This window comes from Streptomyces cynarae (assembly GCF_025642135.1).
In the GTDB taxonomy this organism is placed as follows: domain Bacteria; phylum Actinomycetota; class Actinomycetes; order Streptomycetales; family Streptomycetaceae; genus Streptomyces; species Streptomyces cynarae.
Map to the genome: position 1 here is coordinate 5999933 of NZ_CP106793.1, position 21713 is coordinate 6021645.

Here is a 21713-nt window from a genome sequence, read left to right on the forward strand (position 1 = left end):
GTGACCGCCCTCACAGGGGCGGGAGATAGTCACCGCATCCCCCGGGGAGCGTGCGCCGCCTCCCGGACCCCGGGAGTACACGCCCCGGATCACGGGAGTACACCTCCCGGAATCCCGGGACGACGCCTCCCGGACCCCGGGAGTACGCCTCCCGCCATCCCCCGGACGTGAGCCGCACGCCGGATCAACCGACGACGTCGTCGAGGAGGGCAGCCGTGGCCAGCACAGCCCGAACGGCACCTGCCGCGCCCGCAGCCAAGCGGGACCGCACCCACTATCTGTACATCGCCGTGATCGTCGCGGTGGCGCTCGGCATCGCCGTGGGCCTCGCCGCCCCCGATGCCGCGGTCCAGCTCAAGCCCCTCGGCACCGGCTTCGTGAACCTGATCAAGATGATGATCTCGCCGATCATCTTCTGCACGATCGTGCTGGGCATCGGTTCGGTACGCAAGGCCGCCAAGGTCGGGGCCGTCGGCGGCATAGCCCTCGGCTACTTCCTGGTGATGTCCCTGGTGGCGCTCACCATCGGCCTGGTGGTGGGGAACGTCCTGCACCCGGGTGAGGGCCTGCACCTGACGAACGCGATCAAGCAGGCGGGCCACGCGCAGGTGTCGTCCGACGCTCTGCCGCCGGTCGACTTCGCACTCTCGATCATCCCGACGACGTTCGTCTCCGCCTTCACCGAGGGCCAGGTCCTGCAGACCCTGCTCGTCGCGCTCCTCGCCGGGTTCGCCCTGCAGGCCATGGGTTCCGTCGGCACGCCGGTGCTGCGTGGCATCGAGCACATCCAGCGGCTCGTCTTCCGCATCCTCGCCATGGTGATGTGGGCCGCGCCGATCGGTGCCTTCGGTGCGATCGCCGCCGTCGTGGGCTCCTCCGGCCTGGCCGCGCTCAAGAGCCTTGCCGTGCTGATGCTCGGCTTCTACATCACCTGCGTCCTGTTCGTCTTCGTCGTGCTCGGAGCGGTGCTGCGCATCGTCTCGGGCCTGAACATCTTCTCGCTGCTGAAGTACCTGGCCCGTGAGTTCCTGCTGATCCTGTCCACCTCCTCCTCCGAGTCCGCCCTGCCGCGGCTCATCGCGAAGATGGAGCACCTGGGCGTCAGCAAGCCGGTGGTCGGCATCACCGTCCCGACCGGCTACTCCTTCAACCTCGACGGCACCATGATCTACATGACCATGGCGTCGCTCTACATCGCCGACGCGCTGGGCACGCCGATGTCCGTCGGCGAGCAGATCCCGCTGCTGCTCTTCCTCCTCGTCGCCTCCAAGGGCGCGGCGGGCGTCAGCGGCGCCGGCCTCGCCACGCTGGCCGGTGGTCTGCAGTCGCACAAGCCCGCGCTGGTCGACGGCGTCGGCCTGATCGTCGGCATCGACCGCTTCATGAGCGAGGCACGCGCCCTGACGAACTTCGCGGGCAACGCCGTGGCCACGGTCCTGATCGGCACCTGGACCAAGGAGATCGACAAGGAGCGGGTGCGGCAGGTGCTCGCCGGGCAGCTGCCCTTCGACGAGACCACGCTGCTGGACGAGGGCCACTCGGCGGTCCCGGTCGACGAGGCCGAGGCGGCCGGGCAGGACGGCGACAAGGAGCTGGCCAAGGCGTAGGCGCTCCGCTGGTGGGGCGGTCCGGCAGCTGCGGGCCGTCCGTGGCCGGTCGCGCACCTTCCCCGCGCCCCTTGAGGGGCGCCACTCACCCCGAGCGGTCGAGCCTCCCCCCGTGGGCTCGGCCGCTCGGCCTTTTCCGTTTCCGGGCGGTCTTCAGCCGCTCAGCTTCGCCACCAGCTCGCCGGCCCGCTCGGCGGGCACCCCCGCCGCGGTCAGCAGTGTGACCGCGGCGGAGCCGCCCGCCTCCCGCGCCGCCAGCAGGCCGTCGTTCACCGCCTCCATCAGTGCGATCAGCATCTGCTCGTGCACATACGCCAGCGCCTGCGGCGGCAGCGGCGATGCGAAGACGCCCTGCTCCAGACCGCGCGCCAGGATCTCCGTACACGCCTTGCGGACCGGTGCCAGCCGGTCGCGGATGCCCTGCACGGTGACGCTGCGCTGGGCCAGCGCCACCAGGATCCGGTAGCGGTCGGCGACCTCCCACACCGTGAGCACCGAGCGGGCCAGCGCCTCGGCCGGGTCCGTGACGCCCTCACGGCCCGCCGCGTGCGCCGCCGCCACCGCCTCCACCGCGCCGTCGACAAGGGTGCTGATCAGCGCCTCACGGCTCGGGAAGTGCCCGTACACCGTGCGCCGTACGACGCCCGCGGCCCGGGCGATCTGGTCCATGGACGCGTCCGGGTCGCGCAGCAGCTCGGCCAGCGCGACATCCAGGATGCGGCGGCGGTTTACATCGGCCCGGCTGGCGTTACCCGTGGTCATGGCTGCCATTGTGCACGGCCCGCGTGATGTCCGTACGCCTCCACAGGGCCTCCACCTCCTCCATTTGCACACAGCTGTGCAATGCCGTATCTTGCACAGTGTTGTGCAGTTGCACGGTGATGTGCAAGTCGCTGTGCACGTCATGGGCGATGGAGGAGAGAGGAAGGCCCGCACTCATGCGTCTCGTCATGAACGAACCGGTCGAGAGGACGGACCGGCCCTACCCCAGGCGCTGGTGGGCGCTGCTCGTGCTCTGCCTGAGCCTGCTGATCATCGTGATGGCGAACACCGCCCTCACCGTCGCCGCCCCCGACATGACCCGCGACCTCGGCCTGTCCAGCGCCGACCTGCAGTGGGTCATCGACGGCTACACCGTCCCGTACGCGGCGCTGATGCTGCTGCTCGGCGCGATCGGCGACAAGTACAGCCGACGCGGGGCGCTGGTCCTCGGGCTCGTCGTCTTCGGCGGCGGCGCCGTCTTCGGCTACCTCGCCGACAGCGCCGCCACCGTGATCGCGGCGCGAGCCGTGATGGGCGTCGGCGCCGCGCTGATCATGCCCGCCACGCTCTCCCTGCTCGCCGCGACCTTCCCGCGCGCCGAACGCGCCAAGGCGATCACCCTGTGGACCGCGACCGCGGGGCTCGCCATCGCGGCCGGACCGGTCGTCGCAGGAGCCCTGCTCAAGGACCACGGCTGGTCCTCGACCTTCCTGATCAACGTGCCGATCGCCGCCGTGGCCCTGGTCGCCGCCTTCGTCCTGGTCCCGCCGTCCAGGGCCGCCCACCACGACCGGATCGACATCGTCGGCGGGCTGCTGTCGGTGGTCTGGGTCGGCTCGCTCGTCTACATGATCATCGAGGGGCCGCACTTCGGTTGGGGCGCCAAGGCCGTCACGGCCGCCGTGGTCGCGGGAGTCGGCCTCGTGCTGTTCGTCGCCTGGGAGCTGCGCCACCCGCGCCCGGTCCTGGACGTGCGCCGCTTCGCCCACCGCCGCTTCGCCGGCTCCAACCTCGCCGTCGCGCTGTTCTTCCTGGCGGTCTTCGGCGCGTTCTACTACCTCACCCAGCACCTGCAGTTCGTCCTCGGCTACGACGCCCTGCAGACCGGTGTGCGCATGCTGCCGCTCGCGGGAGCCGTGTTCGTGGGCTCGGCGCTGACCGGGTTCCTCACCCCGCGCGTCGGCATGAGGATCACCGTCACCGCGGGCATGGTCGGCGGCACGGCGGCGCTCGCGCTGCTCACCCGCGTCGACGCCGGATCCACCTACGGCGACTTCGTGCTGCCCCTGGTGATCCTGGGCCTCGCGATCGGCCTCGCGCTCTCGCCCTGCACCGACGCGATCATGGGTGCGTTCCCGGAGTCCGAGCTGGGCGTGGGCGGCGCCGTCAACGACACCTCCCTCGAACTCGGCGGCTCGCTCGGCATCGCCCTCCTCGGTTCGGTGCTCGCCAACTCCTACTCGTCGCACCTGGCGGACGCCACCGCGGGCAGCCGGCTCCCGGCGAACACGCTGGACACCGCGCAGGACTCCGTCGGCGCCGGATACGCGGTGGCGCAGGGCATCGGCGACAAGGCCCGGCAGCTCGCCGAGCAGGCCGCACACGCGGGCAGCGCCCAGCAGGCCGCACAGCTCAAGGCGCAGGCCGGCCAGCTCACGGACGGCGCCCGGCAGATGGCCGACGCGGTCGGCTCGTCCTTCGCGGACGCCGTCGCCCACACCAGCCTGGTCGGCGCGGTGATCCTCGGAGCAGGCACCGTCCTGGTCGCCGCGCTGCTGCCGCGCAGGGACCGCCCCGCGCAGCCCGCCGAGGAGCAGGCCGAAGAGCGGGAACTCGTGACCGCCGAACGCCACTGACCTCGACGGGAACCCCGCGCCCTGCCCCCACGTCTCGTAGGACATGCACTACCGTGCCGTGCCGGAACGACCGGCACGGCACCTTCATGCGGGAGGCACGGGGGCAATGAAGATCGACTGGGACCGGCGCACCTGCGCGCGCCGCGGTCATGTGACCTACGCGCCGGACGACCCCCGGCTGCGGCTCCGGCTGCACGCCCAGACCGCACTCGGGGACGTGTGGCGCTGCCTGCGCTGCGGGGACTTCGTGCTCGGCGAGCCGCGCGGCTCGGGACCGGCCGGCGACGCCCCGCTCGTGCCGCGCGGCAAGGTGCTGCGCGACCTGTTCATCCTGCGCTTCCTGGCGATCGAGCGGGCCGTTCGCGGGGTGTTCATCGTGCTGGTCGCGGTGGCGGTGTGGAGGTTCAGCAACAGCCAGGACGCGGTGCGGCGGCTGTTCAACGAGTACCTGGAGGTCTTCCGGCCGGTCTTCCGGCACTTCCACTACGACCTCGACCACTCGCCCGTGGTCGGCACCATCCAGAAGTCCTTCGGCTACCGGCACTCCACGCTGATCCTGGTGGCCGGGCTGCTGCTGGCGTACGCGCTGATCGAGCTGGTCGAGGCGGTCGGACTCTGGTACGCCAAGCGCTGGGCGGAGTACCTGACGGTCGTCGCCACCGCGGCCTTCCTGCCGCTGGAGGTGTACGAACTCACCGAGCACATCAGCGGCCTGAAGATCGCGACACTGGTCCTCAACATCCTCGCGGTCCTCTACATCGCGTTCGCCAAGCGCCTTTTCGGGCTGCGCGGCGGCCGCAAGGCGTTCGAGGAGGAGCGGCGGAGCGCCTCCCTGCTGGAGGTGGAGGAGTCGGCCGGGGTCCTGCTCACGCCCTGAACCGTCCCGGTCGGCCCGGCGGCCCCGCCGCCGGACCGTCCCTGCCCGGGCGTCTCATGACGTACCGGCCGCGTAGCGCCAGAAGTCGCGCATCAGGGCGGGCGGGGTCGGGCTCTCCATCGCGCGCTGGGTGAGCAGGATCGCGACCGTCCCGGTGGCCGGGACGACGTGGGCGCTGGTGCCGGTGCCGCCGATCCAGCCGTAGCGGCCGGGGACGGTCCAGGGATCGGAGGCCGCGATGTCCACCGAGCCGCCGTAGCCCCAGCCCTGCCCCTCGAGGAAGAGGGCGGCCCTCGCGCGCTGCGCCGGGGTGAGCTGGTCGGTGGTCATCCGGCGCACCGACTCCGTGGCGAGGACACGGCGGCCGTCGGGCGTGGTCCCGCCGGCCAGCAGCATGCGGGCGAAGGCCAGCCAGTCGGCGGCCGTACCGGCGAGGCCGCCCCCGCCGGACGGGAACGCCGGCAGGCTGCTCCAGCCGCCGTCCGGGGTGTCGATGGCCTCCAGGCCGTCCGTGCCGTCGGGGCGGTAGGCGGTGGTGAGGCGATGGCGCTTGGCGGCCGGCACCTCGAAGGCGGTGTCGGACATGCCCAGCGGCTCGAGGATCCGCTCGGCCAGCACCTCGGGCAGCGGACGGCCGGTCGCCCGGGCGATCAGCACGCCCTGGAGGTCGGAGCACGTGTGATAGAGCCAGGCCTCGCCCGGCTGGTACAGCAGCGGGAGGCGGGCCAGCTCGGCGACCCAGGTGTCCGGGTCGGGGAGGGCGCCCGGATCCGCGCCGGGCCGCTGCACCTCGAACAGGGCCTTGACCTGGGGCAGGGAGAAGTCCGACGGGAAGCCGTACCCCGCGCGGAAGGTCAGCAGGTCCTGGACCGTGATCTGCCGGGAGGCGGGCACCACGTCGTCGAGCGGACCGGCGGGGGTGCGCACCACGGTGGGGTGCGCCAGCTCCGGGATCCACACGGCGACCGGGGCGTCGAGGGCGAGGGTGCCGTCCTCCACGAGGGTCATCACGGCGGCGGCCACGAGGGGCTTGGTGATCGAGGCGAGGCGGAAGATCGCATCGGGCGGCATCGGCTGCGCGCCGGTGGCGTCCAGCGAGCCGACCGCCGCGGTCTCCGTGCGGCCGTGCCGCTCCACCAGGGCCACGGCGCCCGGCGCCCAGTCCTTGTCGATGTACGTCTTCACGAGGTGGTGCAGGGTGGTCATGGGTCCGTCCGTCCGCCGTCGCCGAGTCCTGTCACAGATGAGACCGCCGGGGCGGGCCGGAGTCATCGGTGCGCGCCGGGGGAGTGGCGGGATTTTTCCCGGGGCCCGCGTGACCGTCTGCGGCGTCGCCTTGCCTGCGGCCTTGCCCTGACGTCGGCGTCAAGGACTACCGTCGCGGACATGCGAATCGGCGAGCTGGCGGCGCGGGCCGGGACCACCACGCGGACCCTGCGGTACTACGAGTCACGGGGGCTGCTGCCCGCGCGGCGCGGTGACAACGGATACCGGACCTACGACGAGCGCGATCTGCGGCTGCTCCAGCAGATCCGCACCCTGCAGGACTTCGGGTTCGACCTGGAGGAGACACGGCCCTTCGTGGAGTGTCTGCGGGCCGGGCACCCGGAGGGCGACTCCTGCCCGGCGTCGCTCGCGGTCTACCGGCGCAAGCTGGACGAACTGGACGCGCTGATCGGGGAGCTGCGGTCGGTGCGGGAGAAGGTCGCCGGACAGCTGGCGCGCGCCGAGCAGGCCCGCGACGGACTGGCCGCCGAGGCGCTGGTTCCGGGAGGTCCGGAACCGCTGTGCGAGCTGGGAGGGCAGGAGCGGTGATCAAGGCGAATGGTGTGGCCGAGGTGACGGACGCGGACTTCGGGGCGGAGGTGCTCGCATCGGATCTGCCGGTGCTGGTGGAGTTCACCGCCGACTGGTGCCCGCCGTGCCGGCAGATGGGGCCGGTGCTCAGCTCCGTGGCTTCGGAGGAGGGTGACCGGCTCAAGGTGGTCCAACTGGATGTGGACACCAATCCGGAGACGACGAACGCCTACAAGGTGCTGTCGATGCCGACCTTCATGGTCTTCCGGAACGGTGAGCCCGTGAAGGCGATGGTGGGGGCGCGGCCCAAGCGGCGGCTGCTGGAGGAGCTGTCCGACGTGCTGTGATGCCCCGCCCGCTACAGCAGAAATCCCCCGAGTAATTGCGCTCGGGGGATTTCTTTCGTATATTCAATGGTTCGCGACTTGGGGAATGGGTCGGGCCGCGAAGAAGTTCAGTGGGCACACTATATCCGGGCGGGAGCTGAATTGTCAAACACCGAATTTCCGGACGATGAATTGCGGCACGAGCAGGAATTCATCGACGGGTTGTACACGCGGGTGGACGCGCTGCGCGGCGACACCGAGGGTTCCGTCGCGGACGCGCTCGCCCAGGGCGACAAGCCCATGCAGGCCCGCCTGGAACGGGACATCCTCGTCGCCGAACGCTCGGGCCTGCTGGCCGCGCTGAACGCCGTGGACGGCTCGCTGTGCTTCGGCCGTATCGACCTCACCTCCGGGACGAGCCACCACATCGGCCGTATCGGACTGCGCGCCGACGACGCCGAGCGCACACCGATCCTGATCGACTGGCGGGCCGAGGTCGCCCGCCCCTTCTACCTGGCCACCGGACACACCCCGATGGGCCTGCGCCGACGCCGGCACATCGCCACCGAGGGCCGCCGGGTCACGGCTCTGCACGACGAGCACCTCGACGTCGCCGACCGCGAACGCACCGGCCACGAGGACCCCGCCGGGGACGACGTGCTGCTCGCCGCGCTCAACGCGGCCCGCACCGGTCGGATGAGCGACATCGTCCGGACCATCCAGGCCGACCAGGACCGCATCATCCGCGCACCCCACCGGGGAGTGCTGGTGGTGGAGGGCGGCCCGGGCACCGGCAAGACGGCCGTCGCGCTGCACCGCGCGGCCTACCTCCTCTACGAGCACCGGGACCTGCTCGCCCGCCGCGCCGTCCTCATCGTCGGCCCCAACCCGGCATTCCTCGGCTACATCGGAGAGGTGCTGCCCTCCCTCGGCGAGACCGGCGTGCTGCTCGCCACGGTCGGCGAGCTGTTCCCGGGGGTGAAGGCCACCGCCGCCGACACACCCCAGGCCGCCGCCGTGAAGGGCCGCGCCGAGATGGCCGACGTGCTCGCACGGGTCGTCGCCGACCGGCAGGCGCTGCCCGACCCGGTCATCGCCATCGAGCACGACCGGGACGTCCTGCTGCTCGACGACGGGCTCGTGAACGTGGCCCGCGAACGCACCCGCGCCGCGAAGCTGCCGCACAACGCGGCGCGCGAGCACTTCGAGGGCCACATCCTCAACACGCTGACGGACATGGTGGCCGAACGGATCGGCACCGACCCGTACGACGGCTCGAACCTCCTCGACGCGAGCGACATCACCCAGATCCGCGACGAACTGGCCGAGAACCCGGAAGTCTGGTCCGCGATCGACCAGTTGTGGCCGCGCCTGACCCCGCAGCGGCTGGTCGCCGACTTCCTCGCCGACCCGGAGGGCCACGTGTCCGACGAGGACGCGGCCGCCATCCGCCGCCCGGTCACCCGCGCCTGGACGACGGCCGACATCCCGCTGCTCGACGAGGCGGCCGAACTCCTCGGCGAGGACGACCGCTCGGCCCGCGCCCGCGCCGAACGCGAGCGGGAGGCGCAGGTGTCGTACGCGCAGGGCGTGCTGGACGTGTCGTACGCCTCCCGGACGTACGAGTTCGAGGACAAGGAGGACAGTGACCCGGAAGCGTCGGAAGTCCTGTCCGCGCACGACATCATCGACGCCGAACGGTTCGCCGAGCGGCACGAGGAGGCCGACCACCGCAGTGCCGCCGAGCGCGCCGCGGCCGACCGCACCTGGGCGTTCGGGCACATCATCGTCGACGAGGCGCAGGAGCTGTCGCCGATGGCCTGGCGCCTGCTGATGCGGCGCTGCCCGACCCGCTCGATGACCCTGGTCGGGGACCCGGCGCAGACGTCCGAGGCCGGCGGGGTCGGCTCCTGGTCGAAGATCCTCGCGCCCTACGTCGAGGACCGCTGGGAGCACACCCGGCTCGGCGTCAACTACCGCACGCCCGCCGAGATCATGGAGGTCGCGGCGGCCGTGGTCCGGGCGGAGCACCCCGGCTTCGAACCGCCGAGCTCGGTGCGTTCCACGGGCGTACGGCCGTGGGCGCGCCGCGCGGTGGACGACCTGCCCGGCACGGTGGCGAAGGCGGCGGCCGAACTCACCCCCACCGAGGGCCGGCTGGCGGTGATCGCTCCGCGCGAGCTCCACCGGGCGCTGGCCGCACGGATCGACGGGGTGACCGCGGGCGGCGAACCGGACCTGACCCGGACCGTGGTCCTGCTCGACCCGCGTCAGGCCAGGGGTCTGGAGTTCGACTCCGTCCTGGTGGTCGAGCCGGGGCGTTACGGCACGAGCGACCTCTACGTGGCGCTGACGCGGGCGACGCAGCGGCTGGGCGTGGTGCACAGCGGGGAGCTGCCCGAGTCACTGGCGGCGGCACTGCAGGACTAGGACGACACGCGACCGAACGCAACGGAAACGGAGATCACCGGGGCATAACAGTTCACGCTTCGATCACCGGCCGTGCACGTCCGGTGCGGTATGCGTGTCGGTATGGACGCCCAACCGTACGCGACCGCGCCGGCCGACAGCCCGTCGCTCGCCTCGCTGCCGGTACCGCCGCTGCTCACCTCGGAGTTCGACGCCGATCCCGGGGGCGTGTACGAGCGGCTGCGGCGCACCTACGGCCCGGTGGCGCCGGTCGGGCTGATGGGGGTGCCCGTGTGGCTGGTGCTCGGCTACCGCGAGGTCCTTCAGGTGCTGCGGGACGAGAGCGTGTGGCGGCGGGACGTGCGGTACTGGCGGGCCCGGGCGCAGGGGTGGCTGCCGGCGGACTGGCCGCTGCTCGCGGGCTACGAGGTGCGGCAGACGATGTTCATGGACGGCGACGAACACCGGGCGGCCCGCCGCACCCACCACTCGGCGCTGCGCCCCTTCCAGGACGGGCACACGCCGCAGGGCTGGGAGCTGCGGGCCGCCGTCGCCCGCTACACGGACGAACTGATCGGCGTGCTGGCCGCCGAGTCGGGGCCGACGGGGTTCGCGGATCTCGGGGCGCAGTACACACGGCCGTTGCTGCTGATGGTGACGACGCGGCTGTTCGGCTGCCCGGAGGAGCTGGGCGACGAGCTGGTCATGGACCTGTGGCGGATGCTGGACGGCGGGTCGGACGCGGGGGCGGCGACGGGCAGGGCGCTCGCGGCCATGACGCGACTGGCGGCGCACCGCCGGGCGCGGCCGGGTGACGACCTGACGTCGTACATGCTGCTGGCCGATCCCGGCCTGTCGGACGAACAGCTGGGCCGGGAGCTGTTCATGAACGCGGTCTACCTCAACGACGTCACCGGGAACATGGTGCTGAACACGCTCCTGGAGGTGCTGCGGGGCAACGCCACGGTGCGGCTCGGTCTGTCGGCCGGGCAGCTGGGGGAGACCGTGAACCGGGCGGCGCTGGTCAATCCGCCGGTGGCCAACATGTGTTTCCGCTTCGCGGCGCGGGACGTGCGGCTGGGCAACTTCTGGATCCGGGCGGGCGACGCGGTGTCGCCGTCCGCGGCGGCCGCGCACCGGGACCTGCTGGCGCTCGACTCGTCCTCGCCGGTGGACTCGACGATCAGTACGCGGGCGCATCTGGGGTGGGGAGCGGGTCAGCACCAGTGCCCGAGTCCGGCGCGGGAGCTGGGCGGGATGATCGTGGCGACGGCGGTGGGGCGGGTCTTCGAGCACTTCGCGCGGGCGGAACTGACGTTGCCGTCCGATCAGTTGCCGTGGCGGTCGGGGCCGGTGGTGCGGGGGCTGCGACTGCTGCCGATCCGCTACGAGTTGCACGGGGACGTGCCGCTGCCGGGCGCGCGTGGCTCCTCGGGGGAAGCTCCGGAACCCCCGGAGAAGCCGCGCGCTGTGGGGCGGGAGGCGAGGGGCTTGCTGACGGGGCTGCGGAGGCTGATGTTCGGCGGCCGCTGAGCCGACCGCGAGGGTGTCGCGCCCCCGCCGCCCCTACCCTTCCCGTCCCTGGGGGCTGCGCCCCCAGACCCCCGCTGTCGGCCTTTCGGCCTCGTCCTCGAACTCCCCCGAGCTCTACGAGCAGGGGGGACCCGATCCCCAGACGGGCTGAGTGATGCCGACCGGCGCTGACACAGCAGCCCCTCCGGCGGGGAATTCAGCCCCTCCGGTGTTTGAGGAGCGGGGGCCCGAGGGCCGGGCCCCCGGACGGGGGTCTGGGGCGAAGCCCCAGCGGGGTGCGGGGCCGGAGGTACCGCGAGGGGTGCTGGGGACGGAGTCCCCGCCGGGGTTCAGGGGCGGAGCCCTGCGAGGGTTGCTGGGGACGCAGCCGCGCCGGGGCTTGGGGCCGGAGGTACCGCGAGGGGTGCTGGGGACGGAGTCCCCGCCGGGGTTCCGGGGCGGAGCCCTGCGAGGGGTGCTGGGGACGCAGCCGCGCCGGGGCTTGGGGCCGGAGGTACCGCGAGGGGTGCTGGGGACGTAGTCCCCGCCGGGGCCCGGGGGCGGAGCCCCGGGGGGTGCTGGGGACGCAGCCCCGCCGGGGCTTGGGGCCGGAGGTACCGCGAGGGGTGCTGGGGACGTAGTCCCCGCCGGGGTTCAGGGGCGGAGCCCCGGTGGGGTTGGAGGGGCGGAGCCCCTGGGGTGGGACGGGTAGGGGCGGCGGGGGCGAGAAACCTAGGCCGGGCGGAGCCAGAGCGTTGCCAGCGGCGGCAGCGTCAGGCGGAGGCTGGCCGCACGGCCGTGCCACGGTGTGGGTTCCGGCTTCACCGGCCCCGGGTTGCGGACGTCGCTGCCTCCGTAAGCCGCCGCATCCGTGTTCAGCACCTCGTGCCAGGCAGGGACGTCGTCGGGCACGCCCAGGCGGTAGTCCTGGCGAACGACAGGGGAGAAGTTGGAAACCGCCAGCAGCGGGCTCCCCTCCGCGTCGTGGCGCAGGAAGGCCAACACGTTGTCGTCCGCCGCGTCGCCCACGACCCAGCTGAAACCGGACGGTTCGGTGTCCCGCTCCCACAGCGCCGGCGTGCCGCGGTACACGGTGTTGAGGTCGCGGACCAGGTCCCGCACCCCCCGGTGGTCCGCCTCCGCCCCGTACTCCGCATCCAGCAGCCACCAGTCCGGTCCGTGCTCCTCCGACCACTCCGCTCCCTGCGCGAACTCCTGCCCCATGAAGAGGAGTTGCTTGCCCGGGTGCGCCCACATGAAGCCCAGGTACGCACGGAGGTTCGCCCGCTGCTGCCACCAGTCGCCCGGCATCTTCGACACCAGCGACCGCTTCCCGTGCACCACCTCGTCGTGGGAGATCGGCAGGACGTAGTTCTCGCTGTAGGCGTACACCATCGAGAACGTCATCTCGTCGTGGTGGTACGCGCGGTGGATCGGGTCGTGGGCCATGTACTCCAGCGAGTCGTGCATCCAGCCCATGTTCCACTTCAGCCCGAAGCCGAGGCCGCCGAAGCCGCTCGGCCCCCGGTGGTGCGTCGCCCGGGTCACCCCGTCCCAGGCGGTGGACTCCTCCGCGATCGTCACCACGCCGGGGTTGCGGCGGTACACCGTCGCGTTCATCTCCTGGAGGAAGGCGACCGCGTCCAGGTTCTCCCGGCCGCCGTGCTCGTTCGGGGCCCACTGGCCGGGCTCGCGGGAGTAGTCGAGGTAGAGCATGGAGGCGACGGCGTCCACGCGCAGGCCGTCGATGTGGAACTCCTCGCACCAGTACACGGCGTTGGCGACCAGGAAGTTGCGCACCTCGCGCCGCCCGTAGTCGAACTCCAGGGTTCCCCAGTCGGGGTGGGCCGCGCGCAGCGGGTCCTGGTGCTCGTACAGCGGGCGTCCGTCGAACTCGGCCAGCGCCCAGTCGTCGCGCGGGAAGTGGGCCGGTACCCAGTCCATGAGGACGCCGATGCCGGCCCGGTGCAGGGCGTCGACGAGGTACTTGAAGTCGTCGGGGGTGCCCAGGCGGGCGGTGGGCGCGTAGAAGCCGGTGACCTGGTAGCCCCAGGACCCGCCGAAGGGGTGCTCGGCGATCGGCATCAACTCGACGTGGGTGAAGCCCAGCTCCTTGACGTAGGCGGGGAGTTGTTCGGCCAGTTGCCGGTACGACAGCCCCGGCCGCCAGGACGGCAGGTGCACCTCGTACACCGAGAACGGCGCCTCGTGCACCGGCCGCTCACCCCGCCGGGCCATCCACTCCGCGTCGCCCCACGCGTGGTGCGAGGCGCACACGACCGAGGACGTGTTCGGCGGGGCCTCCGTGCGGCGGGCCAGCGGGTCGGCGCGCAGCGTCTTGGAGCCGTCGGGGCGGGTGATCTCGAACTTGTACAGCTCGCCCTCCCCGACACCGGGCACGAACAGCTCCCACACCCCGGTCGAGCCGAGCGAGCGCATCGGGAAGCCGGTGCCGTCCCAGAAGTTGAAGCTGCCGGCGACGCGCACGCCCCGTGCGTTCGGCGCCCACACCGAGAAGCGGGTGCCGGTCACGCCCTGGTGGGTCATGGGGTGGGCGCCGAGTGCCTTCCACAGCTCCTCATGACGTCCCTCACCGATCAGGTGGAGGTCGAGATCGCCGAGCGTGGGCAGGAAACGGTACGCGTCCTCGGTGTCCTGGACCGTGCCCTCGTACTCGACCAGCAGCCGGTACTCGGGCACGCCCGGCAGCGGCAGCAGCCCGGAGAAGAAGCCGTCCCCGTCGGCGTCCAGCTCGGCCCGCACATCCCCGGCGACGACGGTCACGGACAGCGCGTACGGCCGGAAGGCCCGCAAGGCGACACCGCCGGGCACCGGGTGCGCGCCGAGCACGGAATGCGGGTCGTGATGGGTGCCGGCCAGCAGCCGCTCACGGTCCCCGGCCGCGAGAGCGGGGGACACGGCCACGGTGGCCAACGGGTCCGCCGCGACGGCCTTCTGCGCGGTCACCTTCTCGGCGGCGACCTTCTTCGCGGCCGTCTTCTTGGCTGCCGTCGTCCTGGCCGCCGTCTTCTTGGCGGGTGCCTTCGCCACCGTCGTCTTGGCCGCCTTGGCCGCCGTCTTCTTGGCGAGTGCCTTCTTGGCCGGGGCTGTGCCGGCCGGTGCCTTCTTCGCCACCGCCTTCTCGGCGACCACCTCGGCCGCGGTCGTCCTCGCGGCGACCTTCTTGGCGGCGACCTTCTTGGCGGCGACCTTCTTCGCCGCAGTTTTCTCGGCCGTCGTCGTCCTGGCCGTCGTCGTCTTGGCGGGCGCCTTCTTGGCGGGCGCCTTCTTCGCCGGGGCCTTTTCGGCCGGTGCCTTCACCGCTGCGGTGTTCTCGCTCTCCGCGGCGGCCTCCTCAACCCCCGCGACCGGCGTCTTCGCGACGGCCTTCTTGGCGACCGCTGTCTTCGCCGTGGCTTTCTTCGCCCCGGTCGCCGCCTTCTTCGCCACCGCCTTCTTCTTCCCGGCCGTCGGCGGCTCTGAGGCAGCCGCTGTCGCCTTCTGCGCACCGGCCGTCGGCCGGCCCTCGGCGCTCTTCTTCGTGCTGTCGTCGGACGGAGGACGGGGGGTCACGGACGGGGCCTCCTCGGCAGGCGATGGTGGGGTCATGGTGTGGGGTCGGCGGACAGCCGGCGTATCGCCGCCATCGGGACCGGAAGCCAGTCGGGCCGGTGGCGGGCCTCGTACACGACTTCGTAGACGGCCTTGTCCGTCTCGTACGCGCGCAGCAGTACCGGTTCGGTGCGCGGATCGCGCCCGGCGACCTCCGCGTAACCGGAGCAGTAGGCGGCCCGGCACTCCGTGGCCCACTCCGGGCCCGCCGGGACGGCCGAGTGCGCCGCGTAGTCGAAGGAGCGCAGCATTCCGGCGATGTCCCGCGTCACCGGCTGCGGCATCCGGCGCTCGGTCAGCGGCTTCGACGGCTCCCCCTCGAAGTCGATCAGTGACCAGTCCCCGGACGGTGAGCGCAGGCACTGACCCAGGTGCAGGTCGCCGTGCACGCGCTGGGCGGTCCACACCCGCCCCTCGGCTGCGAGGTCGCCCAGCGCCTCGAAGGCGGAGCGCAGCCGGGGCGCGTACGGCCGCAGCGCGGGCACCGCCTGGGCCGCCGCCTCCAGCCGCTCGGTCATGCCGTCGACCAGCAGCCCTATCTGGGCGTGGCCGAGAGTGACGGTGGGCAGAGCGCGGGCCAACGCCGTGTGCACCTCGGCCGTCGCCCGCCCGAGCGCCCGCGCCTCGGCGGTGAAGTCCTCCCCCTTGGCCAGCTCGCGCAGCGCAAGCTCCCAGCCGTCCGTCGCGCCCCGCACATACGGCTGCAGCACGGCCAGGACGTACGGGTCCTCGAGGCCGTCCAGGTCGGCGAGCAGCCAGCCGGCCGGGGCGGGCACCCGGGGGCAGCCCTCGCGCGCGAGTGCCAGCGGGAGTTCGAGGTCGGGGTTGACGCCCGGCAGGACACGGCGCAGGAGTTTGAGGATGAACGTATCTCCGTAGACGATGGAGGAGTTCGACTGCTCGGAGGTGACCAGCCGCGGGACGAGACCCTCCGGTATCTCCTGGCGCGTGTCCCCCTCGAAGCGCAGCGGGCCGACGTGGGCGCGGCTGCGGATCGCCTCCATGAGCACGGTGGCGGCCCGGGGGTCGTACAGCGCCTCGTACACGGTCCGCCCGGCCAGCGGGCCGTCCTCCAGATGCCCGATGAGCGCGGGGGCGAGATGCGGGGGCAGCGCCTCGCGGACGCCTATCAGCAGCTGGTAGCAGTCCCCGGGGCGGGGCATGGCGCCGGGCGCCGGGGTGTCCGGCTGGTGTGCCCGCACCAGGAGGTGGACCAGGCCCAGCGGGCCGCCGGGCGGCAGCAGGTCGGTGGCCGCCACCAGGGAGAACCCGGTGACCGGCCGTCCCTTGCCCGCGAACCAGCGCTGGCGCGGCAACCACTCCCGCAGCAGTGGATCGAGGGAGGCGAGCAGACCGGGGTGGGTCGCGGCGGGACGGATGACGGCTTCCGGCATGGCGTGCGTCCTTTCCCCGGGGGGCGGTCGGGGGGTTACTTGCCTGCGTGCCCCGGTCGGGGCGGTGGAAACCGCCCCGACCGGACGACTAGGCGACGGCCTTGCGGATGCGGAACCAGTAGAAGCCGTGGCCTGCGAGGGTGAGCAGGTAGGGCAGTTCTCCGATCGCGGGGAAGCGGACCCCGCCGATCAGTTCCACCGGGTGCCGGCCCGCGAACTGGCGCAGGTCCAGCTCGGTGGGCTGCGCGAACCGGGAGAAGTTGTGCACGCACATCACCAGGTCGTCCTTGTACTCCCGCAGGAAGGCGAGCACGGCCGGGTTGGAGGAGGACAGTTCGGTGTAGGAGCCGAGGCCGAACGCGGGGTTCTGTTTGCGGATCTCGATCATGCGCCGGGTCCAGTGCAGCAGCGAGGACGGCGACGACATCGACGCCTCCACGTTGGTGACCTGGTAGCCGTAGACCGGGTCCATGATCGTGGGCAGGAACAGGCGGCCCGGGTCGCAGGAGGAGAAACCGGCGTTGCGGTCCGGGGTCCACTGCATCGGGGTGCGTACCGCGTCCCGGTCGCCGAGCCAGATGTTGTCGCCCATGCCGATCTCGTCGCCGTAGTACAGGATCGGGCTGCCGGGCAGGGACAGCAGCAGCGCGGTGAACAGTTCGATCTGGTTGCGGTCGTTGTCCAGCAGCGGGGCCAGCCGGCGGCGGATGCCGATGTTGGCGCGCATGCGGGGGTCCTTGGCGTACTCCGCCCACATGTAGTCGCGTTCCTCGTCGGTGACCATCTCCAGGGTCAGCTCGTCGTGGTTGCGAAGGAAGATGCCCCACTGGCAGCTCGACGGGATCGACGGGGTCTTGGCCAGGATCTCCGAGACCGGGTAGCGGGACTCACGGCGCACCGCCATGAAGATGCGCGGCATGACCGGGAAGTGGAAGGCCATGTGGCACTCGTCGCCGCCGCCGGCGTAGTCGCCGAAGTAGTCGACCACGTCCTCCGGCCACTGGTTCGCCTCCGCCAGCAGCACCTTGTCGGGGTACTGCGCGTCGATCTCCTTGCGGACCCGCTTCAGGAACTCGTGCGTCGCCGGAAGGTTTTCGCAGTTGGTGCCTTCCTGCTGGTAGAGGTACGGCACCGCGTCCAGACGGAAGCCGTCGATGCCGAGGTCCAGCCAGAACTTCAGGGCGGAGATCATCTCCTCCTGCACGGCCGGGTTCTCATAGTTGAGGTCCGGCTGGTGGGAGAAGAACCGGTGCCAGTAGTACTGCTTGCGGACCGGGTCGAAGGTCCAGTTGGAGGCCTCGGTGTCGACGAAGATGATCCGCGCGTCCTGGAACTGCTTGTCGTCGTCGGCCCAGACGTAGTAATCCCCGTAGGGGCCGTCGGGATTGGCGCGCGACTCCTGGAACCACGGGTGCTGGTCGCTGGTGTGGTTCATCACGAAGTCGATGATCACGCGCATGCCCCGCTGGTGGGCGGCGTCGACGAACTCCACGAAGTCCGCCAGGTCCCCGAACTCCGGCAGCACCGCCGTGTAGTCGGAGACGTCGTAACCGCCGTCCCGGAGCGGGGACTTGAAGAACGGCGGCAGCCACAGGCAGTCGACGCCCAGCCACTGCAGATAGTCCAGCTTCGCGGTCAGCCCCTTGAGGTCGCCCACGCCGTCCCCATTGCTGTCCTGGAACGACCTGACCAGGACCTCGTAGAAGACGGCACGCTTGAACCACTCCGGGTCGCGCTCCGCGGCGGGAGTGTCCTCGAAGGTGTCCGGAACGGGCTCGTTGACGATCATCGTGTGGGTGACCCTCCGATCTGCGGTGAGGACGGTCGCAGGACGGTCAGCACGTGCGCGGGGCTGTCGCCCGGCGTCAGACGTACGTAGTTGGCCCTGCCCCAGTGATAGATGACACCGGTGAGCTCATCGCGCACCGGTACGGTCTCGTGCCAGTCGAGGCCGAGCCGCGGCATGTCCAACGAGACCGTCGCCTCCTGGGTGTGGTGAGGGTCGAGGTTCACGACCACCAGAACCGTGTTCGAACCCGAACGCTTGGAGTAGACGATCACCGCGTCCTTGTCGGCGTGGTGGAAGTGCAGGTCACGCAGCTGCCGCAGTGCCGGACTGTTCCGGCGGACCTCGTTCAGCCTGGCGATCAGGGGGGCGATGCTGCGGCCCTCGCGCTCGGCGGCTTCCCAGTCCCGGGGCCTGAGTTGGTACTTCTCCGAGTCCAGATACTCCTCACTGCCCTCCCGCAGCGGCACGTTCTCACACAACTCGTACCCCGAGTACACCCCCCACGTCGGCGACAGCGTCGCCGCCAGCACCGCCCGCACCTCGAACGCGGGCCGCCCCCCGTGCTGCAGATACGCATGCAGGATGTCCGGAGTGTTCACGAAGAAGTTCGGCCGCATGTACGCCGCCGCCTCCCCCGACAACTCACTCAGATACTCCGTCAGCTCCTGCTTCGAATTCCGCCACGTGAAATACGTGTAGGACTGCTGGAACCCCACCTTGGCCAGCGTGTGCATCATCGCCGGCCGCGTGAACGCCTCCGCCAGGAAGATCACATCCGGATCCGTGGCATTGACGTCCCCGATCACCCGCTCCCAGAACACCACCGGCTTGGTGTGCGGATTGTCCACCCGGAAGATCCGCACCCCATGCCCCATCCAGAACCGCAGCACCCGCAGCGTCTCCGCCACCAACCCGTCCATGTCCGCATCGAAATGGACCGGATAGATGTCCTGGTACTTCTTCGGCGGATTCTCCGCATACGCGATCGACCCGTCCGGACGATGCCGGAACCACTCCGGATGCTTGTCCACCCACGGATGATCCGGCGAACACTGCAACGCGAAATCCAGGGCCACCTCCAGCCCCACCTCCCGCGCCCGCCCCACGAACCAGTCGAAATCCTCGATCGAGCCCAGATCCGGATGCACCGCGTCATGACCGCCCTCCGGCGACCCGATCGCCCACGGCACCCCCACATCCCCCGGCCCCGCCGACAGAGAATTGTTGGGCCCCTTGCGGAACGTCGTCCCGATCGGATGGATCGGCGGCAGATACACCACATCGAAACCCATCCCCGCGATCACCGGCAGCCGCCGCGCCGCCGTACGGAACGTCCCGTGCGGCCGCTCCGAAGTCCCCTCCGAACGCGGGAAGAACTCGTACCACGACCCGAACAACGCCCGCTCCCGCTCCACCACCAACGGCAACGCATCAGAAGACGTCACCAGTTCACGCAGCGGATACCGCGCCAAGACCGCATCCACCTCGGGAGTCAGCGCAGCCGCGAGACGGGAGGCGGCCGGGCGGCCGGTGTCGCGCAGGGCACAGGCCGCGGCCGGCAGCACGCCCTGTCCGTCCTCGCCTTCGGGGACGCCGGTGGCCGCGCGTTCGTACAGTCGTGCGCCCTCCTCCAGGACGAGCTCGGTGTCCATCCCCGCCGGGATCTTGATCCCCGCGTGGTGGCGCCAGGTGCTGACCGGATCGCTCCACGCCTCCACGGCGTAGGTCCAGCGGCCCTCACTCGGAAGGGAGACGGTGGCGCCCCAGCGGTCGGTGCCGGGGGCCAGTTCACGCATCGGTGTCCAGGGTCCCCGGCGGCCTTCGGCGTCGGTGAGGACGACGTTCGCGGCGACGGCGTCGTGGCCCTCGCGGAAGACCGTCGCGGAGATCTCGAACTCCTCGCCGACCACGGCCTTGGCCGGGCGCCGGCCGCCGAGGACGAGGGGGCGTACGTCGAGGACGGGGATGCGTCCGAGGACGGGGCCGGTGTCCGGCGCCGGGCTCGGCCCCGCGTCCGAGGCGGGTTTCCGCTGGGCGGGGGGACCGGCGTCGGTGTGTCGTGCGGGGATGGTGCCAGGTGCCGGGGGTGCCGGCGAGTGGTGCGTCGGGGGCATGACCGCTCCTGTCCGCGTCAACATGTCCGGGCGGATGGGGTGTCGGAAGGTGGGCCGGCGGGGTTACCGGAGGAGCCTTCCCGCAGTACGGGTGGGCATTCCGGCACTTTGTTAACTACTCACGCGTATGTCTACGCTCAAGACCGGCCGCATTCAGTACAGCCAAGAGGACCGGCCCCGCCCGTGACAAGGGGCGAGGCCGGTCAGAGTACGCGTGTCCGGTTAACCGGGGGTCAAGGATTGTCGACCTGGAGCAGCTTGTCGGGCGACCCGATCCCCGCTCCCTTGATCTTCCCGGAGACCGCCCGCCGTACGAGGGCCTGGCTCACCTCCGCCGGGGTGGCCCTGGGATGGCGGGCCAGATAGAGGGAGGCGGCGCCTGCGACGTGCGGTGTCGCCATCGAAGTGCCGGAGAGCGTGGCGGTGCCGGTGTCGCTCGCGTTCGAGTCCGAGGTGATCGCCACGCCGGGGGCGAACAGGTCCAGGCTCGGACCCCAGTTGGAGAAGCTCGCCCGGGCGTCCTTGCGGTCGCTGGCGCCGACCGTGATGGCCTGATCGACCCGGGCCGGGGAGTACAGGCCGGCCGCGAGCCCGTCGTTGCCGGCGGCGACCGCGTAGGTGACGCCGGAGGCGATGGAGTTGCGCACGGCCGCGTCCAGCTGGGCGTTCGCGTAGCCGCCCAGGCTCAGGTTGGCCACCGCGGGCTTCCTCGCGTGCTTGGTCACCCAGTCGATGCCCGCGATGACCTGCGCGGTGGTGCCCGCGCCGTTGTCGTCGAGGACGCGCACGGCGACGACCTCGGCCTGTTTGGCCACCCCGTACGTGGTGCCCGCGATGGTGCCGGCCACGTGCGTGCCGTGTCCGTTGCCGTCCTGGGCGCTCGCGTCGTTGTCGACGAAGTCCCAGCCGTAGCTCGCCCGGCCGCCGAAGTCCTTGTGCGAGATGCGGATGCCGGTGTCGATGACGTACGCCGTCACGCCCGCTCCCGCGGGTTCGGGCCAGGTGTAGCCCTTGTCGAGCGGCAGGTTCGGCTGGTCGATCCGGTCCAGGCCCCATGAGGGCGGGTTCTTCTGGTAGTGGTCGAGTGCGACCCGGGTGTCCTGGACGACCGAGGCCACGCGGGAGTCAGCCGCGAGACGCCGGGCCTGCCGCTCGTCGACGGTCACCGCGTAGCCGTTGAGCGCGCTGCCGTAGGTCTGGCTGATTCTCGCCCCGTACTTCTCGGCGATGCCCTTGCCGGAGGTCGACAGGGCCTCCGTTCCCCCCTTGAGCGTCACGATGTAGCTGCCGCTGACGGCGCCGGGAGCACCGGCGCCGAGGACGGTTCCTTCCGGGGCGGCCTGCGCGGGCTGTGCGACGGCCGCGAGTGCCGCGACCGTGGCGATGGTGGTCAGACCGCCCGCCCAGCGCAGACGCGCCTTTCTCATCCGTGCCATGACTCGAGTTCCCCTCCCAACTCGACGCGATCCGGCCGCAGTTCGCGAGCGGTGCGCCGCCTGAAGCCTCTCGTGCGGGGGCGAACCGCCACAAGGTCGCTATGCGTGGGGAATCGGCCATATCGGGGGATGGCGGATGTGTAAAAGTTGCGTTGTTTTTCGGTCCGCTCGGGTGGAGGGCTACGGGTCCGCGTCGCAGCCGGGTCCGGCGCCACCAGCCCG

At 71.4% G+C, this 21713-nt stretch carries 14 protein-coding genes; 7 read left to right on the forward strand and 7 right to left on the reverse strand.

The genetic code is table 11. The features are described from left to right. Positions 1-215: 215 nt before the first annotated feature. Entirely contained in the window at positions 216-1607 is a 1392-nt protein-coding gene (locus N8I84_RS27420; protein WP_263232151.1) for a cation:dicarboxylate symporter family transporter, read from the forward strand. A gap of 153 nt (positions 1608-1760) precedes the next feature. On the opposite strand, the gene N8I84_RS27425 is transcribed toward N8I84_RS27420, so the two are convergent. Continuing rightward, complete coding sequence (locus N8I84_RS27425; RefSeq protein WP_263232152.1) at positions 1761-2378, reverse strand: TetR/AcrR family transcriptional regulator; 618 nt, start codon at positions 2376-2378, stop codon at positions 1761-1763. 167 nt (positions 2379-2545) lie between these two features. Here N8I84_RS27425 and N8I84_RS27430 point away from each other — a divergent pair, with 167 nt between their 5' ends. Then, positions 2546-4225 (forward strand): MFS transporter, encoded by a 1680-nt coding sequence (locus N8I84_RS27430; protein WP_263232153.1) that lies wholly within the window; start codon positions 2546-2548, stop codon positions 4223-4225. A 106-nt stretch (positions 4226-4331) separates the two neighbouring features. Then, entirely contained in the window at positions 4332-5102 is a 771-nt protein-coding gene (locus N8I84_RS27435; RefSeq protein WP_263232154.1) for a DUF2127 domain-containing protein, read from the forward strand. A gap of 54 nt (positions 5103-5156) precedes the next feature. Here the strand turns inward: N8I84_RS27435 and N8I84_RS27440 are convergent, their stop codons facing one another. Further along, positions 5157-6308 (reverse strand): serine hydrolase domain-containing protein, encoded by a 1152-nt coding sequence (locus tag N8I84_RS27440; protein ID WP_263232155.1) that lies wholly within the window; start codon positions 6306-6308, stop codon positions 5157-5159. A gap of 180 nt (positions 6309-6488) precedes the next feature. Between N8I84_RS27440 and N8I84_RS27445 the strand changes: the two genes are divergently transcribed. The 4 genes from N8I84_RS27445 to N8I84_RS27460 all read left to right on the forward strand — a co-directional run bounded on the left by N8I84_RS27445 (position 6489) and on the right by N8I84_RS27460 (position 11167). Next, entirely contained in the window at positions 6489-6917 is a 429-nt protein-coding gene (locus N8I84_RS27445; protein WP_263232156.1) for a MerR family transcriptional regulator, read from the forward strand. Further along, positions 6914-7246: a thioredoxin gene (trxA, locus tag N8I84_RS27450; protein WP_313884292.1), complete on the forward strand. Its 333-nt coding sequence runs from the start codon at positions 6914-6916 to the stop codon at positions 7244-7246. The genes N8I84_RS27445 and trxA overlap by 4 nt, the downstream gene beginning before the upstream one ends. 171 nt (positions 7247-7417) lie before the next feature. Then, positions 7418-9655 carry a HelD family protein gene (locus N8I84_RS27455; protein WP_263234905.1) on the forward strand — a complete coding sequence of 746 codons (2238 nt, stop codon included), beginning with the start codon at positions 7418-7420 and terminating at the stop codon, positions 9653-9655. A gap of 102 nt (positions 9656-9757) precedes the next feature. Continuing rightward, complete coding sequence (locus N8I84_RS27460; RefSeq protein ID WP_263232157.1) at positions 9758-11167, forward strand: cytochrome P450; 1410 nt, start codon at positions 9758-9760, stop codon at positions 11165-11167. Positions 11168-11878: 711 nt separating this feature from the next. On the opposite strand, the gene glgB is transcribed toward N8I84_RS27460, so the two are convergent. The 5 genes from glgB to N8I84_RS27485 form a co-directional block, all read right to left on the reverse strand. Next, positions 11879-14755 carry a 1,4-alpha-glucan branching enzyme gene (glgB, locus tag N8I84_RS27465; protein ID WP_263232158.1) on the reverse strand — a complete coding sequence of 959 codons (2877 nt, stop codon included), beginning with the start codon at positions 14753-14755 and terminating at the stop codon, positions 11879-11881. After that, complete coding sequence (locus N8I84_RS27470) at positions 14752-16152, reverse strand: maltokinase N-terminal cap-like domain-containing protein (RefSeq protein WP_263232159.1); 1401 nt, start codon at positions 16150-16152, stop codon at positions 14752-14754. The genes glgB and N8I84_RS27470 overlap by 4 nt, the downstream gene beginning before the upstream one ends. Positions 16153-16240: 88 nt before the next feature. Next, on the reverse strand, positions 16241-17941 hold the full coding sequence (gene treS, locus N8I84_RS27475; protein ID WP_263232160.1) for a maltose alpha-D-glucosyltransferase: 1701 nt from the start codon (positions 17939-17941) through the stop codon (positions 16241-16243). Next, positions 17938-20055 carry an alpha-1,4-glucan--maltose-1-phosphate maltosyltransferase gene (locus N8I84_RS27480; protein WP_263232161.1) on the reverse strand — a complete coding sequence of 706 codons (2118 nt, stop codon included), beginning with the start codon at positions 20053-20055 and terminating at the stop codon, positions 17938-17940. The genes treS and N8I84_RS27480 overlap by 4 nt, the downstream gene beginning before the upstream one ends. Positions 20056-20288: 233 nt before the next feature. Further along, entirely contained in the window at positions 20289-21491 is a 1203-nt protein-coding gene (locus N8I84_RS27485; RefSeq protein ID WP_263232162.1) for a S8 family peptidase, read from the reverse strand. Positions 21492-21713: the final 222 nt, after the last annotated feature.